Origin of the sequence: Lysinibacillus phoenicis (assembly GCF_047238325.1) — a bacterium.
GTDB lineage: Bacteria > Bacillota > Bacilli > Bacillales_A > Planococcaceae > Lysinibacillus > Lysinibacillus irui.
On record NZ_JBDFMP010000002.1, the window covers coordinates 2,637,574 to 2,652,500 of the forward strand.

The 14,927-nt window shown below is 39.4% G+C and carries 14 protein-coding genes and 2 rRNA genes (1 of these 16 running past the window's edge); 3 read left to right on the plus strand and 13 right to left on the minus strand.

The features are described 5' to 3' along the window. Positions 1–7 precede the first annotated feature (7 nt). From ABC382_RS14555 to ABC382_RS14565, 3 genes are all read right to left on the minus strand, one after another. Entirely contained in the window at positions 8–1,303 is a 1,296-nt protein-coding gene (locus ABC382_RS14555; protein ID WP_322605225.1) for a transglutaminase domain-containing protein, read from the minus strand. Positions 1,304–1,438: 135 nt separating this feature from the next. Beyond that, a complete protein-coding gene (locus ABC382_RS14560) occupies positions 1,439–1,699 on the minus strand; it encodes a metal-sensitive transcriptional regulator (protein WP_004233098.1) in 261 nt (86 codons plus the stop codon). 83 nt (positions 1,700–1,782) lie between these two features. After that, on the minus strand, positions 1,783–2,496 hold the full coding sequence (locus tag ABC382_RS14565; RefSeq protein WP_322605226.1) for a glycosyltransferase: 714 nt from the start codon (positions 2,494–2,496) through the stop codon (positions 1,783–1,785). Positions 2,497–2,666: 170 nt separating this feature from the next. Here ABC382_RS14565 and ABC382_RS14570 point away from each other — a divergent pair, with 170 nt between their 5' ends. Continuing rightward, on the plus strand, positions 2,667–2,789 hold the full coding sequence (locus tag ABC382_RS14570) for a hypothetical protein (protein WP_312507184.1): 123 nt from the start codon (positions 2,667–2,669) through the stop codon (positions 2,787–2,789). A 71-nt stretch (positions 2,790–2,860) separates the two neighbouring features. Here the strand turns inward: ABC382_RS14570 and ABC382_RS14575 are convergent, their stop codons facing one another. From ABC382_RS14575 to ABC382_RS14600, 6 genes are all read right to left on the minus strand, one after another. After that, the gene (locus tag ABC382_RS14575) at positions 2,861–3,265 is read right to left on the minus strand and encodes a hypothetical protein (RefSeq protein ID WP_274795201.1); all 405 of its coding nucleotides are present in this window, start codon (positions 3,263–3,265) and stop codon (positions 2,861–2,863) included. Between the two features lie 74 nt (positions 3,266–3,339). Continuing rightward, positions 3,340–4,713 carry a HAMP domain-containing sensor histidine kinase gene (locus ABC382_RS14580; protein ID WP_322612082.1) on the minus strand — a complete coding sequence of 458 codons (1,374 nt, stop codon included), beginning with the start codon at positions 4,711–4,713 and terminating at the stop codon, positions 3,340–3,342. Next, positions 4,710–5,381 (minus strand): response regulator transcription factor, encoded by a 672-nt coding sequence (locus ABC382_RS14585; RefSeq protein WP_322612081.1) that lies wholly within the window; start codon positions 5,379–5,381, stop codon positions 4,710–4,712. Before ABC382_RS14585 ends, ABC382_RS14580 begins: the two co-directional genes overlap by 4 nt. Before the next feature lie 72 nt (positions 5,382–5,453). Continuing rightward, positions 5,454–6,551 carry a DUF1648 domain-containing protein gene (locus ABC382_RS14590; protein WP_322612080.1) on the minus strand — a complete coding sequence of 366 codons (1,098 nt, stop codon included), beginning with the start codon at positions 6,549–6,551 and terminating at the stop codon, positions 5,454–5,456. A 4-nt stretch (positions 6,552–6,555) separates the two neighbouring features. Then, complete coding sequence (locus tag ABC382_RS14595; RefSeq protein WP_274795196.1) at positions 6,556–6,951, minus strand: GntR family transcriptional regulator; 396 nt, start codon at positions 6,949–6,951, stop codon at positions 6,556–6,558. Positions 6,952–7,019: 68 nt separating this feature from the next. Continuing rightward, positions 7,020–7,913 carry a LysR family transcriptional regulator gene (locus tag ABC382_RS14600; RefSeq protein ID WP_274795195.1) on the minus strand — a complete coding sequence of 298 codons (894 nt, stop codon included), beginning with the start codon at positions 7,911–7,913 and terminating at the stop codon, positions 7,020–7,022. Between the two features lie 128 nt (positions 7,914–8,041). Between ABC382_RS14600 and ABC382_RS14605 the strand changes: the two genes are divergently transcribed. Beyond that, the gene (locus ABC382_RS14605; protein ID WP_409264045.1) at positions 8,042–8,707 is read left to right on the plus strand and encodes an O-methyltransferase; all 666 of its coding nucleotides are present in this window, start codon (positions 8,042–8,044) and stop codon (positions 8,705–8,707) included. A gap of 237 nt (positions 8,708–8,944) precedes the next feature. On the opposite strand, the gene aceB is transcribed toward ABC382_RS14605, so the two are convergent. Next, positions 8,945–10,543 (minus strand): malate synthase A, encoded by a 1,599-nt coding sequence (aceB, locus tag ABC382_RS14610; protein WP_322612078.1) that lies wholly within the window; start codon positions 10,541–10,543, stop codon positions 8,945–8,947. Positions 10,544–10,653: 110 nt separating this feature from the next. After that, the gene (gene aceA / locus ABC382_RS14615; RefSeq protein WP_274795192.1) at positions 10,654–11,937 is read right to left on the minus strand and encodes an isocitrate lyase; all 1,284 of its coding nucleotides are present in this window, start codon (positions 11,935–11,937) and stop codon (positions 10,654–10,656) included. A 213-nt stretch (positions 11,938–12,150) separates the two neighbouring features. Between aceA and ABC382_RS14620 the strand changes: the two genes are divergently transcribed. Beyond that, positions 12,151–12,822 carry a LytTR family DNA-binding domain-containing protein gene (locus ABC382_RS14620; protein ID WP_274795191.1) on the plus strand — a complete coding sequence of 224 codons (672 nt, stop codon included), beginning with the start codon at positions 12,151–12,153 and terminating at the stop codon, positions 12,820–12,822. A 44-nt stretch (positions 12,823–12,866) separates the two neighbouring features. Here ABC382_RS14620 and rrf read toward each other — a convergent pair. Both rrf and ABC382_RS14630 read right to left on the minus strand, forming a co-directional pair. Further along, positions 12,867–12,982, minus strand: a 5S ribosomal RNA gene (gene rrf, locus ABC382_RS14625). Positions 12,983–13,169: 187 nt separating this feature from the next. Then, a 23S ribosomal RNA gene (locus ABC382_RS14630) occupies positions 13,170–14,927 on the minus strand; it runs 1,169 nt beyond the window's last position.

Sequence of the window (14,927 nt, forward strand, 5' to 3'; positions counted from 1 at the left end):
CGAAAAATTAGAGTGCCATTCTCTTTAATTCATTTGTTGTAAAATATAGATAGCCATCCTTCACAAATAAATCTTTCGTTTCCTCTCTATTTAATACCTGCTCCCCACTGCCATCTGGACGAATTTTCGTTAAATATGCCCCTCGTGAATAATTACTAAAATAGAGCCAACCATCCGAATAAACGATGTATTGTGCGCGAGAATCTGTGACACGCTTCGTCTTACCGGTCTTTATATCAAATACATATAGCTTATTATTATCAGAGATATTACTAAAAAATAACTGATCTCCAACCTGTGCTGGAAAATCCATATCATGATAGTTATTATAAAGTGTACTAGTTGCCTTTGGATAGTCTTCAGCTATCCATGAGTGATCTTTCGCCATTGTGCGATCATCTACCAAAAAGTATTGATAACGTATAGCTCCCTTGCGATCAGGTACTGGATCATTCCATGTCGTATCGAGATGATACCATTGACCATCTAGTTTGACTAAATTCCACGCATGTCCCTCTTGACCGACATAACCTACGATATATTTCGTTTCAATGCCCAGTTTTTGAAGCATTGAATGTGCGAGTAAAGCATAGCCTTGACATACCCCTCCATGCTCAGCAAGAACCGTATAAGCACTATGCGGACTTGAATTTGTTTGATCCGTATAAGAAGTATTGGCAACAATATAGTCGTTGACAGCTCGTACCTTTTCTACTTCTGTCATCGATTCTTTACTTATTTTGGCGATAATATCTTGAACATTCATCTCCACATATGCTGCCTGCTCTGGTGTCATTAAATAGCTCTGTTCTCCAAAAACAGTAGCCTTATTCCGTCCATATTCATATCGGATTGAATGTTTACTAATATGCCCATAAACATAGTCATCTCGTTTAATCGCATTGTTGTAGGCCTCTTCTACAATTTGTTCAATTCGTTGGGTATTTCCTTTGTATTGAATTTCAAACTTCGGTGAAAAACTACTATAATATGAATACATCGCATCCGCCATTTCCTTGGCATTCGTCACGACTAACTTCGTTTCTGGTTTCTTAATTGGTGGAGCTGTTGGGGCTACCTCCGCTTCATGTACATCTTCTATGGGTATGGCTGTTTCAATTGAGGCATTGTCTGAAAGTCTAGCAGTAACATCCACAATTTTCTCCTTTGTTGAAAGAAGCATAGTTTCAATTTCATCATTATTTGTCCAATCCACCACCTGCTGTACAACCGCTTTACCAGCAGAATAAATGGGATCAATAAAAATAACAATAATGGCGATAATGGCTAATTTCTTCCACAAATTCCTCACCTCCAACCGTCTTCTTTTCATTATATACAAAAAAAGCACAAAGAACTCACTTAAGGGTCCAATTGCGCTTGCTAATATTTGTATATTTTAAGTTATGATTCTATTCATACTACAAATTCATAACTGTTACCTACTTTTCACAACTAAATTAACTGCTTCCTGAATGGCCTCATTCATTTTTTCGCCATCTCCTTCAGCATTTTGTACACATTCCAATAAATTTGTACTGACAATAACACCAACTGTACGATCTACAGCAGACCTTACTGCTGATAGCTGTGTAATGACTGCCTTACAGTCCTTTTCTTCCTCCATCATTTTCAGAATCCCACGTAGCTGACCTTCCATCCGCTTTACACGATTTTTCACTTGATCTGAATATTCCATTTCCATTGCTCCTTTATTCTAAACTCGCTACGTTCTATATTTATCATTAATCTTTATCCTAGCTTATTATTTCGAATTTAAACCTAGCTATTACTATTCCTTGGTTTTAAATAATTCATAAGCATTCTCGTAATTAACGTTCCTGCATTTGTAATTTCATCGTAATGAATAATCGTATTCTTTTTTACACGTAATTGCCCAATCTCTACCTCAAAAATCGGACACTTTCTTTTAAGTGCTGCAATTAGCATATTTGTATCATAGTCATACTTTTCACCTTTTACTTTCATCAGCCAAGGCAGCTCATTTATCGAAATATATCGCAGACCTGTTTGCGTATCCATTAATTTTCGATGATACAGCAGCTCAAAAAAGAGGCTTGTTGCACGGTTTCCCCAATAAGAAAGAAACGTACTATCAACGGAATGGAAGTTACGTACACCTAATACAATACCTTCAGAAAACACCCTTGTCATTGTTAAAATAAGCTTCACGTCTTGTAATGTGTGCTGGCCATGTGCCCCTACTGTAAGGACGCCATGATACATTCTCGATTGTTTCCGTAAATAGGTAAAGGCCGTCTTAAGTGCTCCCCCTTTGCCTATATTGCCATTATGCTGCAGTACCTGGCAACGATCTATTTTCATTAGATCTTCAAAAAGCTCATTATATTTTTGATCACTCCCATCATTGACAATAACTATTTGTGTAATGGTCGTTGCTAATAATTGGTGTACATAAGTAATAAGTGATTGTTGTGGATTATAAGCTGGAATAATAGCTACAATATTTTTCATTATTTCGATCCCCTATCTATAGGCTGACAGGCTCTCCTTAGACGAATTTCCCTTATATCAAATAGTATCATGTAACAGCAACAATTCAACTGATGAATCCCATCAAAACATATCAATAATATCGATATTTCTCCGATTAAACCCTCATATATTATTGTAGGAACAGTAAATTGTTTAACTATCGTGTTATCTCTCTGTCGAATTTTGTCACGATTCATTTAAGAAAAAACAAACTTGGTAAGCAAGAAAAGGGATATGGTGCACAAGATTACCAAGAGCTTCAAAATGGCTGAAAAAATCTCTAGTAGTTATACAATAAACATGAAAACCTACCGCTTCACAAATCGTGACACGGTAGGTTTCATTATTTTTTCATATCCACTTTTTGATTAATCATGAATGTAACGACAATAAATAAAGCGAAGCTAATTAATAGCGTAGTTCCACCTACAATAAAGAAGACTAATGTAAACGTGCTACTAAAATTAAATGGATTTATATTATAAAACCACATGCCTAATGTTAATCCTAAAACACCAAGAATAGCTGTCCATCCATGTATGGTTACTAATTTTTGTGATTTAACTTTGAAAACTCGATAAAAAATACCCCACGCAAACATACTCAGCCAACCAACAAGTAAAATATGTGCATGTATCGGTCTATACTCATAACTACCCGAACCTGACATATGTGAACCTAAGTATGTTCCGATTAAGGCAAAAATGGCTGCTAATCGAATAAGGCGTATACTCCACTTTTGTTCCATACGATAAACTCCCCCTAAGCTTGTTTCAACTAAGTAGCAGTTTATCGTGTGAACATGAACTTTACATGAACTCCTTATGACAAAATGGGTAAATCAATAGTTACCTTTGTACCAGCATCTATTGCACTTTCCATATGGATAGTGCCTCCATGGAGCTCTATAATTTGTTTGACAATCGCCAGTCCTAGCCCCGTTCCTTGCGTGGTTCTAGAGGCGTCACCTCGGTAAAAACGATCATATACTTTAGCTAATTGATCAGCAGTCATGCCTCTACCGTTATCCTCCACAAGGATTTCTAGTGAGGTAGTTTTCTTTTGTAATTGGATTTGTATTTGCCCACCGTTTACATTATATTTAATAGCATTCGTCAACAAATTATCCCACACATTTTGCAAAAGTCCTGCATCGCCATCATAATGAATTGGATCTAGCTTGTATGATATCTGCAGCTGTGCCTCTTCTATTTGCCAACGATATTTTCGTACTGTTTCTTTCAGTTGTTCGTCTAAGCTGTATCGTTCCCGTTTTACCATTCTTGTCGATTGATCCAGCGATGTTAGTAATAATAATTGCTTGGTTAATGTAGATAGACGCTTTGTTTCTAATTCAATGATCCCTGCATATTCCTGTCTTTCCTGCTCAGTTAGCAAAGGATTTTTAAGGAGATCTACATAGCCTTGAATATTTAACAAAGGAGACTGAAAATCATGTGATACATTACTAATAAATTCCTTCCGCAAACGATCATTTTCTTGTAATTTCTCTGTCATCGTATTAAAGCTAGCCGCTAATTGACCGATTTCATCCGCACGATCAATGTCTAAAACAGTGTCAAACTTTTCATGTGCAAGCTGTTGTGTTGCAGCTGTAAGCTTTGTAATTGGACGAATTAATGCTTTAGCAAACATTAGCATAGCTAATAGGCTCAATACGGTCATAACGAGCATTAATCCAGCAAGTATCGTATGCACCTCAGAAAATAATAAACGAATATCAGGTCTTATGAACAATGCGTATGGCCTTTTTTCATATGTAAATGGCACACCAATTGTATTAATTAGTTCATTAGCAAAAAAGCCTGTTACAAAAGTTTCCTTTGGAAAATCTCGCATTCCATGATAGACTTCTCCATTTAAAACACGTTCAACAACAGATGCTGACAATGTTTTATCTCGATATTCTCCACCAAAAAATTGCCCTTCCTCACCTGATGTTACATATATTTGATAGCCAACTTTGCCCAGTGTCATCAAGTAATGATCTAAATCCTCTGGATTGGCCGTTTCAATATATTGCGCAATATCCTGAGCTATTGTAACATTTTTTGCATCATTTTTTTCTTTTACCACTTGATGATAATATGTATTCGTCGCTAAAAAACCAATACATAAGCTACCAATCATGACAAGCATTGTCGTCACTACAAATTTACTGTATAAAGTCTTCATGTTGTTTCCTCTAGCTTGTAGCCCACACCACGCACTGTTGTGATCTCAACAGCAGTGTCATACCTACTTATTCTTTCGCGAATCCGCTTCATATGTGTATTCAGCGTTTGCTCGTCTCCATCATAGTCATAGCCCCATACTTGCTCCATAATATAGCTACGCGTAAACACTTGATGGGGCCGTGACGCCAATAAGGCCAGTAATTCAAATTCCTTTAAAGGAAGAATAAGAGTATCTTCTCCTATTACAACTTCAAAACTTCGGCGATCAATCACTATATTTCCAACTTGAATCGTTATTTGATTTTTCTTATCCAATCTCCGTAATATAGCTGCTATGCGAAATAATAACTCTTTTGGTTCAAAGGGCTTTACAACATAGTCGTCTGATCCTGCTAAAAAGCCTCGCTCTTTATCCTCTAACTCGCCTTTCGCTGTTAATAATAAGACTGGAATGTCATAATCTTGTGTTAAAGTCTCAGTTAGTGTAAAACCATCCATTCCTGGCATCATTACATCTACAACAGCTAAATCAGGTAGACTTCCTTCAAGTAATGCTAGTGCCTGCTCAGCATTTTCTGCACGTAACACTTGATAACCTTCCTTTGTTAAATAAATTGTAACTAGTTTTAAAATATGAATATCGTCATCGACTACAAGAATTTTCATCTGCCTACCTCCAGTAATAAGAAAAAATCCGTTCACATGGAACGAATTTTCCCCCTACAAATTACTATTATTTTATAACGAAAAAATTGAAATCAACAGCAATAACACAAAAGGCAGACCAATGAAAATATAACCTCTAGGATTCGCAAGGTTCATCGTCCACCCTACTCCAAAGCGTTTTTCCACAAAAACGGAAGGATCCTGTCGATTAATATAAATTAAGCCACCCTTCCAATACCTATCTTCATCTACATCCATTACTTGTGAATCAATATTTTCTTCATAGCGTACTTTATGTTTATGCTTTTTCACAATATAAATAAATAGTGAACCAAACAGTACAACTAAAAACGAAATAAAGACTGGCAATAGCTTATAGCCTACAGTCATGAAGGGATAGATATTGCTTAGTTGTAACACTGTTAATAAGATGGTTAAAGCATAGCTAATCAACAATATATGCCAGCTCATATATTTTCGAGTTTTTAGCTGGTCCTCTAATGATTGTTCTTTGCGATTGACAGCCAGCTTAATTGCAGAACGTTTAATGGAATCGCTAACTCCCCACATCATACATTGCATCATTAGCATAACAAGCGGCAACGAAATAGCCGTAAAATACGTCTTCTTCCTCCACTCATCCGCTTCTCCACTTGGCCCCCAATGTACAGCTATATCATTCGGCATTTGGTCGTAATGGAGCATTGTGTAAATGATTAAAAATACTGAAATTCCTAAAGGTACAGCAAAAAATGACCAAGGTAGCATTTCATCACGGCTTCGCGCAGTTAAATCAACGGCACGTACTTGCTTAATATTTACGCCCCATTGTTCCTGCTTTTTCAGCCTTGATACCTTTTGATGACTTATCCAGTACAGCACCATACTGACCGTAAGCATGCTAAATAGACAGCTTAATAAAACGATACTTTGAATCGATTCAGAAGGGGCTAACCAATTGTAACTAATAATCATAATGAGTAAGAATACTATTCCAGTGCCCCCCACTAATTGAACATACTGCTTTTTCATTTTAGCTAAGACGGGGTGCATAATATTTTGATCTGGTACAGTGACCCCAAAAACAATAGTATCTCGCACAATATAAGGAACCACCAATTGCAAAGCTAATGTCATGATGTAGATCGTTATAAAAACAACAAGTAGCATTGTGCTACACTCCCTCTGCTGGTATTTGCAATTCAGCGAACACCTTTTTCATCATGTGCTCAATTTGTTCTGCTGTTGCGCCGAGCACCATACCTTCTGCCACAACAGGCTTCAAATTCTTTTCGATTTGTTGTAATTGCTCAGGTGTCAAAGCTCGCTCCTCTGTAGAACTTATAATAGCTCCCGATTTTGGCCGAATAACTATAATACCTTTGGCTTCTAATTCATGATAGCTCTTATTAACAGTATGCATATTTACACCTAAATCAGCAGCTAAACTCCGAACAGATGGTAGGGTATCCCCTGGCTTCATCTCACCTCTTGCAATGCCTTCAATGATTTGACGTGTCACCTGCTCATAAATAGGTACGTCCGATTGTGGCTCTATTTGAATGAACATGTTTATCAGCTCCATATTGTTATATAACTAGTATAACAAATTTCCTACTATTATGCATGATGTACATATCAAATAGGAGAACTCTTGATGGTTTCAATAAATTTTTGTACAAGCAAGTTATGCTTTTCATTGTTCCTCGTACAAATAGCAATTTTATGTTTAATAGCATGGATATCCTTAACATAAACCCTAGCCAATTGCCCATTCTCTACATATTCTCTAACTGCAAGAGAAGAAATAAAGTTCGCTCCATAACCCGCCATGACCGATCGAATTGTTTCATTAATTCCATTAAATTGAAGCGCAATGTTCGGAGGTTTCACCTGATATGTTTGGCATAGTGAAAAAAGATGCTCTCTCATCGAACTTCCTTCCTCTCTCATAATAAACGGCTCCTGAAACATTTCAACTAAGGTAATGTTTTGGTGTGCATAGCGATGAGTTGGAGACACGACAAACCATAATTCATCTTCATAAAGCTCCTCCCACTCTATTTCTTTAGGTCTTTCGGACATTCCTCCCCCGTAAATAGCAATATCCGCTTTATAATGAATAAGTTGTTCAAAGGCATCCTTTGTATTGGTCGTTGTAATCATTAAATTGACATGCTCATTTACAGCCTTGAAGTGAGCAGCCCATTTTGGAATTAGAAAATTTGCTGGCAGGTAGGTAGCAACTATATGTAAATTTCCTGCCTTTGCAAGCCGGTATTCTTCTATAAATGTTTCAATATGATGTTCAAGGGCGATAAGATTTTGAGCTTTCTCCGCTAGTGCCTCACCAAATTCTGTGAGAACTACCCCTCGTCCCTGTTGCTTAAAAAGCTGTACTCCTATTTCATGTTCGAATCGTTTAATTTGACTCGAAACAGCGGGCTGGCTTATACGTAATATTTCTGCAGCTTTTGTGAAACTACCTGTAGTTGCAACTTGATAAAACAATTTTAAGCCATGAATATTCATGATTTTACTCCTACTCATAATCTAAAGTTATACATAAATAATTAGAATATATTTTTATTATGATTCATTCTATCATACACTTTATTTGCAAGCTTGCACGTATAAATTAAAGAAATGAGGACTGTATGATGACAGAGATGAATGTTTGGCAAAATGTAGATCATTATTTTATGGATAAGCTCCTCCCAATAAACAAACATCTTAATGCTGTACTACAGACGAATAAAGCTGCAAGTATTCCAGAGATCGATGTATCTCCTACGCAAGGGAGACTATTATATTTATTAGCCAAAATGAAAGCCGCAGCAAATATTTTAGAAATTGGCACACTTGGTGGTTATAGCAGTATTTGCTTAGCCCAAGCTCTTCCTCGAGAAGGTAAACTAGTTACTTTAGAAATTAATGAAGAGTACGCAAAGGTTGCAAGGAAAAATATCGAGAATGCAGGTTATGAGGAAAAAATTGAGGTTATTGTTGGAAACGCATTAGAAACATTGCCAGATTTAAAAAATGAAGGGCGCTTATTTGACTTTATTTTTATTGACGCTGATAAACCGAATAACCCCGCTTACTTGAAGTGGGCCATACAATTAGCTCATTTAGGTGCTATAATCGTTGCAGATAATGTAGTACGTGATGGTGCAATAACTGATAAAAATAGTGAGGATGAACGTGTACGCGGTATTCAGCAATTTATGGAATTACTAAAAGAGGAACCTAGAATTGAGGCAACAGCTATACAAACAGTTGGTGTAAAAGGCTATGACGGCTTTGTACTTGCTATCGTAAACTAATATAGAAAAAATCCGCGTTACCATATTAACGCGGATTCCCCTAATAAAAGATGCCTTACAAGCTCCCCATCAAAGCTAGTAAGAGATCTTTCACCCCTTTAAAATCTCTTTACTTTTATTAGTAGATCCCTTTAATTCAATCGTGCTCATCTCTTTAGCCTAAACGGGGAACAGACCCCGTCACGCTATGTTAGTGGAATTAGGAAAGTTGAAATATGCTGATAGTAGATTTATGTCTTATGCTAATTTTTCATATCCTGGAAGTGTCAAAAATTCCGCAAATTCATCTTGCTCAATTAAGGATTTAAACAGTTCAGCTGCTTCAATGTAGCGACCACTGCTATAAGCTTGTTCCCCAACAGCCTCTTTAATTTTCACAAGCTCTTCTTCCAATATTTCTAGGACAAATGCTAACGTAATACCACGTCCATCATCTAAGATTCCTTTTGGATGACGAATCCATTGCCATACTTGCGTACGAGAAATTTCTGCTGTTGCAGCATCCTCCATCAAGTTGTTAATTGGTGCAGCACCATTACCCCGTAGCCATGAAGCAATATATTGTACACCGACACTACAGTTAATACGAAGACCTTCAAGCGTAATTGTTCCCTCTGGCACCGCTACTAAATCTTCTGCAGTTACGTGTACATCCTCACGTTTTTTATGAATTTGGTTAGGTGTTGTCATAATGGCATCAAACTGCTCCATTGCAGTTGCAACCATACCAGGATGTGCTACCCAAGTACCATCGTGCCCCTCTGTTGCTTCACGACGTTTATCTTCTGCCACTTTCGCAAACGCTATAGCATTCGCCTCATCATCATTTTTAACAGGAATTTGTGCAGCCATTCCCCCCATTGCTGGTGCATTACGCTTATGACATGTTTGTATGCATAAAGACGTATAGGCCTTCATAAACGGTACGGTCATTGTTACTTGCCCACGATCTGGCAAAATAACATCAGCTTGATTGCGAAGACGTTTAATATAACTGAAAATATAATCCCAACGTCCACAATTCAGACCAGCTGAATGTTCGCGTAGCTCATATAAAATTTCATCCATCTCAAACGCCGCTAAAATCGTTTCAATTAGTACAGTAGCTTTTATTGTTCCCTGTGGAATGCCAATATAATCTTGGGCAAATACAAAGACATCATTCCATAGACGAGCCTCTAAATGACTTTCAAGCTTTGGCAGATAGAAATATGGACCAGTACCTTGCGCTAGCGCATTTTTTGCATTATGGAATAGATATAAACCAAAATCAAAGAAGCTACCTGAAATCGGCTCTCCATCGACAAGAACATGTTTCTCAAGCAAGTGTAGACCTCGTGGACGAACTAAAAGCACTGCTGTTTCTTTATTTAATTTATACGTTTTACCATTGGATGCTTGTGAAAATTCTATCGTCTTATTAATAGCATCACGCATATTAATTTGACCACCAATCATATTTTCCCATGTCGGAGAAGAAGCATCCTCGAAACATGCCATAAACATTTTTGCTCCCGAGTTTAAAGCATTAATAACCATCTTACGATCAACAGGTCCTGTAATCTCAACACGGCGATCTTGCAGGTCCTTTGGAAGTGGTGCAATTGTCCAATCACCTTCACGAATATGCTTCGTCTCTGCTAAGAAATCAAGCTTTTCTCCCGCATCAAGTCGTTTTTGGCGTTCTTGACGAGCATCCAACAACTCCTTACGGCGAGTATCAAATTTTTCATGCAGGGCAAGAACAAAATCAAGAGCTTCAGGTGTTAAAATTTCTTTTGTTTGCTCGTTCTGTTCTCCAACAATTTTAAGCTTACCTGTTGTTGCTTGTTCCATTAGTTGTTTACCCACCTTTGCAATTTTAGTTTCGTCATCCTCCGTTTTAGGAGAAACGGAGGAGACTATTCTATGATTATGAATTTAGGAAAACACGTATAAAATGTTACTTAAACAAACTGTTCAGTTTCAGTAGAGCCTGCCATTGCTGTTGTAGAAGAAGTACCACCAGAAATAACTTGAGAAATTTCATCAAAATATCCAGTACCTACTTCGCGTTGATGGCGTGTAGCTGTATACCCTTTGGATTCAGAAGCAAATTCAGCTTGCTGTAGTTTAGAATATGCAGCCATACCATTATCTTTATAATCATGTGCAAGCTCAAACATGGAGTGGTTAAGTGCATGGAAGCCTGCTAACGTAACAAATTGGAATTTGTAACCCAACTTACCAAGTTCTCGTTGGTATTCTGCAATTTCTTCTTCTGAAAGATTTGCTTTCCAGTTGAACGAAGGTGAGCAATTGTACGCAAGCATTTTACCTGGGAATTCAGCATGAATTGCTTCAGCAAATTCACGAGCTTCCTCAAGTGATGGTTTGGAAGTCTCACACCAAATTAAATCTGCATATGGTGCGTAAGCTAATCCACGAGCAATTGCTTGTTTAATACCAGCTTTTGTACGGAAGAAACCTTCTGGTGTACGTTCACCAGTTATGAACTCCGCATCACGTGGGTCAATATCTGAAGTAACCATATCTGCAGCATCTGCATCCGTACGAGCAATTAAAATTGTATCTACACCCATAACATCTGTTGCTAATCGAGCAGCAATTAAATTACGGATAGCATTTTGTGTTGGAAGTAAAACTTTACCGCCTAGATGCCCACATTTCTTTTCTGACGCTAATTGATCTTCTAAGTGAACACCAGCAGCCCCAGCTTCAATCATGCCCTTTACAAGTTCAAACACGTTTAGAGGACCACCAAAACCTGCTTCTGCATCTGCGACGATTGGTGCGAACCAATCAAATTGATCGACACGACCTTCAGCATGATCAATTTGATCGGCGCGTTGTAGTGCTTGATTGATACGTTTTACTACTGCTGGTACAGAGTTAGCAGGGTATAAAGATTGATCAGGATACATTTGTCCAGAAAGGTTTGCATCCGCAGCTACTTGCCAGCCTGATAGATAAATAGCCTTTAATCCGGCTTTTACTTGTTGCACTGCCTGATTACCCGTTAATGCCCCCAATGCATTAATAAACGGTTCCTCATGTAACGAATTCCAAAGTCTAGTAGCGCCTTTTTGGGCTAATGTTTGTTCAAGTACAATTGTGCCCTGTAATTTAACAACCTCTTCAGCTGAATATGTGCGCTCAATACCAGCCCAGCGTGGGTTTTCAGCCCATTGTTTTTCTAAAGCTTCGATTCTTTCTTGACGAGTTGACATATTGAAATTCCACCTTCCCCTTTGTGTACAATATACTCTGTTAAAAAACTTTTAATTCACTGTTCCATAACAGGTTTATTTGTTGTAAATTAATATATAACAGAGTGTTTAAATTTTCACTATTTTTTGATAAAATATCGGAATTTCAGGATAAAACTACCTTTTTAAACGATGAAATTTGGAAGGCTGTTTACAAACAAGGGGGATGTTACAATGAACAATGAGGTAAATTCATTTGCAAAAGATATTTCACAACAATATATTTTAATGATGCAAGACTGGGTACCAGCCGATTCATCCTTTGCAATTGCAGTTGATAATTCTTATATTTACTTTCACTCAGGCCATCAAAATATTCATCTAGAGATCGGACAACAAGTGATGCCAGGGAGTATTGCGGAGCAAGTGCTACGGACTCAGAAAAAAACAGATGCCATATTAGATAATTCCTTATTCGATACGCCATATTACGGTATGGGTTATCCAATATACATTGATCATAAACCAGCTGCACTGGTCGTTGTCTTACCGTCCACCTTCACCAAGAAAAAAACTGAACCATTTCAGTTTTTAACAGGAAAGCAGGAGGAGGAATGGAAGCCAGTAGCAATCGATAGAATATCTCATATAGAAAGCTTGCAGAAAAAAACATGGTTTTATGTAGAAAAAGAACAGTTTAAAACGAATATTACACTCAAAGAACTTCAATTAAGATTACCGACCTACTTTATTCGCATTCATCGTTCCTATATTGTAAATATTTATTTTATAAAAAAAATGGCACGAGACCTAACATCAAACTTTATTGTTACATTAATTGACGGAAGTGAATTACCTGTGAGCCAATCATATATTAATAATCTTAGAAGTGCTCTTGAATTTTAAGGTATCAAAAAAGACCAGAGAATATTTTCTCTGGTCTTTTAATTGCCTAGCGACGTCCTACTCTCACAGGGGGAAGCCCCCAACTACCATCGGCGCTAAAGAGCTTAACTTCCGTGTTCGGTATGGGAACGGGTGTGACCTCTTTGCCATCATCACTAGACTATGTTCGACCTTCAATACACGGCGTATTACTGCGTCAGCTGCTCTCGCTCAATCAGTCACGTACATTAGTACGCTCCCTCAATCACTCGGTTGCTTCCTTGTTCTACTTGTGTCTTGAAGCTCTCTTTTTTGAAAGATTATTCTTTCAAAACTGGATAAACGGTACATTGAATGCTTCAAACAATTTGGTTAAGTCCTCGATCGATTAGTATTCGTCAGCTCCATGTGTCACCACACTTCCACCTCGAACCTATCTACCTCATCGTCTTTGAGGGATCTACTTACTTGCGTAATGGGAAATCTCATCTTGAGGGGGGCTTCATGCTTAGATGCTTTCAGCACTTATCCCGTCCACACATAGCTACCCAGCGATGCCTTTGGCAAGACAACTGGTACACCAGCGGTGTGTCCATCCCGGTCCTCTCGTACTAAGGACAGCTCCTCTCAAATTTCCTACGCCCACGACGGATAGGGACCGAACTGTCTCACGACGTTCTGAACCCAGCTCGCGTACCGCTTTAATGGGCGAACAGCCCAACCCTTGGGACCGACTACAGCCCCAGGATGCGATGAGCCGACATCGAGGTGCCAAACCTCCCCGTCGATGTGGACTCTTGGGGGAGATAAGCCTGTTATCCCCGGGGTAGCTTTTATCCGTTGAGCGATGGCCCTTCCATGCGGAACCACCGGATCACTAAGCCCGTCTTTCGACCCTGCTCGACTTGTAGGTCTCGCAGTCAAGCTCCCTTGTGCCTTTACACTCTACGAATGATTTCCAACCATTCTGAGGGAACCTTTGGGCGCCTCCGTTACCTTTTAGGAGGCGACCGCCCCAGTCAAACTGTCCGCCTGACACTGTCTCCTGCCCCGCTAAGGGGCATGGGTTAGAATTTCAATACAACCAGGGTAGTATCCCACCGACGCCTCTTTCGAAGCTGGCGCTCCGAGATCTCTGGCTCCTACCTATCCTGTACAAGTTGTACCAAAATTCAATATCAGGCTACAGTAAAGCTCCACGGGGTCTTTCCGTCCTGTCGCGGGTAACCTGCATCTTCACAGGTACTATAATTTCACCGAGTCTCTCGTTGAGACAGTGCCCAGATCGTTACGCCTTTCGTGCGGGTCGGAACTTACCCGACAAGGAATTTCGCTACCTTAGGACCGTTATAGTTACGGCCGCCGTTTACTGGGGCTTCAATTCGCAGCTTCGCTTGCGCTAACCACTCCTCTTAACCTTCCAGCACCGGGCAGGCGTCAGCCCCTATACGTCACCTTACGGTTTTGCAGAGACCTGTGTTTTTGCTAAACAGTCGCCTGGGCCTATTCACTGCGGCTCTCATGCGCTTGCACGCTCAAGAGCACCCCTTCTCCCGAAGTTACGGGGTCATTTTGCCGAGTTCCTTAACGAGAGTTCTCTCGCACACCTTAGGATTCTCTCCTCGACTACCTGTGTCGGTTTGCGGTACGGGCACCTCTCACCTCGATAGAGGCTTTTCTTGGCAGTGTGAAATCAGGAACTTCGTCCATACGGACTCGCCATCACAGCTCAACGTTACAGTGTGCGGATTTGCCTACACACACGCCTTACTGCTTGGACGCGCATAACCAACAGCGCGCTTACCCTATCCTACTGCGTCCCCCCATTTCTCAAACGGTGAGGAGGTGGTACAGGAATATCAACCTGTTGTCCATCGCCTACGCCTGTCGGCCTCGGCTTAGGTCCCGACTAACCCTGAGCGGACGAGCCTTCCTCAGGAAACCTTAGTCATACGGTGGACGGGATTCTCACCCGTCTTTCGCTACTCATACCGGCATTCTCACTTCTAAGCGCTCCACCAGTCCTTCCGGTCTGACTTCAACGCACTTAGAACGCTCTCCTACCACTGACATCGTAGATGTCAATCCACAGCTTCGGTGAATCGTTTAGCCCCGATACATTTTCG

Coding starts and splice junctions, on each gene's coding strand:
- ABC382_RS14560 (WP_004233098.1), bottom strand. CDS start 1,699: ATGGAATATTCAGATCAAGTGAAAAATCGTGTAAAGCGGATGGAAGGT.
- ABC382_RS14565 (WP_322605226.1), bottom strand. CDS start 2,496: ATGAAAAATATTGTAGCTATTATTCCAGCTTATAATCCACAACAATCA.
- ABC382_RS14575 (WP_274795201.1), bottom strand. CDS start 3,265: ATGGAACAAAAGTGGAGTATACGCCTTATTCGATTAGCAGCCATTTTT.
- ABC382_RS14580 (WP_322612082.1), bottom strand. CDS start 4,713: ATGAAGACTTTATACAGTAAATTTGTAGTGACGACAATGCTTGTCATG.
- ABC382_RS14585 (WP_322612081.1), bottom strand. CDS start 5,381: ATGAAAATTCTTGTAGTCGATGACGATATTCATATTTTAAAACTAGTT.
- ABC382_RS14590 (WP_322612080.1), bottom strand. CDS start 6,551: ATGCTACTTGTTGTTTTTATAACGATCTACATCATGACATTAGCTTTG.
- ABC382_RS14595 (WP_274795196.1), bottom strand. CDS start 6,951: ATGTTCATTCAAATAGAGCCACAATCGGACGTACCTATTTATGAGCAG.
- ABC382_RS14600 (WP_274795195.1), bottom strand. CDS start 7,913: ATGAATATTCATGGCTTAAAATTGTTTTATCAAGTTGCAACTACAGGT.
- ABC382_RS14605 (WP_409264045.1), top strand. CDS start 8,042: ATGACAGAGATGAATGTTTGGCAAAATGTAGATCATTATTTTATGGAT.
- aceB (WP_322612078.1), bottom strand. CDS start 10,543: ATGGAACAAGCAACAACAGGTAAGCTTAAAATTGTTGGAGAACAGAAC.
- aceA (WP_274795192.1), bottom strand. CDS start 11,937: ATGTCAACTCGTCAAGAAAGAATCGAAGCTTTAGAAAAACAATGGGCT.
- ABC382_RS14620 (WP_274795191.1), top strand. CDS start 12,151: ATGAACAATGAGGTAAATTCATTTGCAAAAGATATTTCACAACAATAT.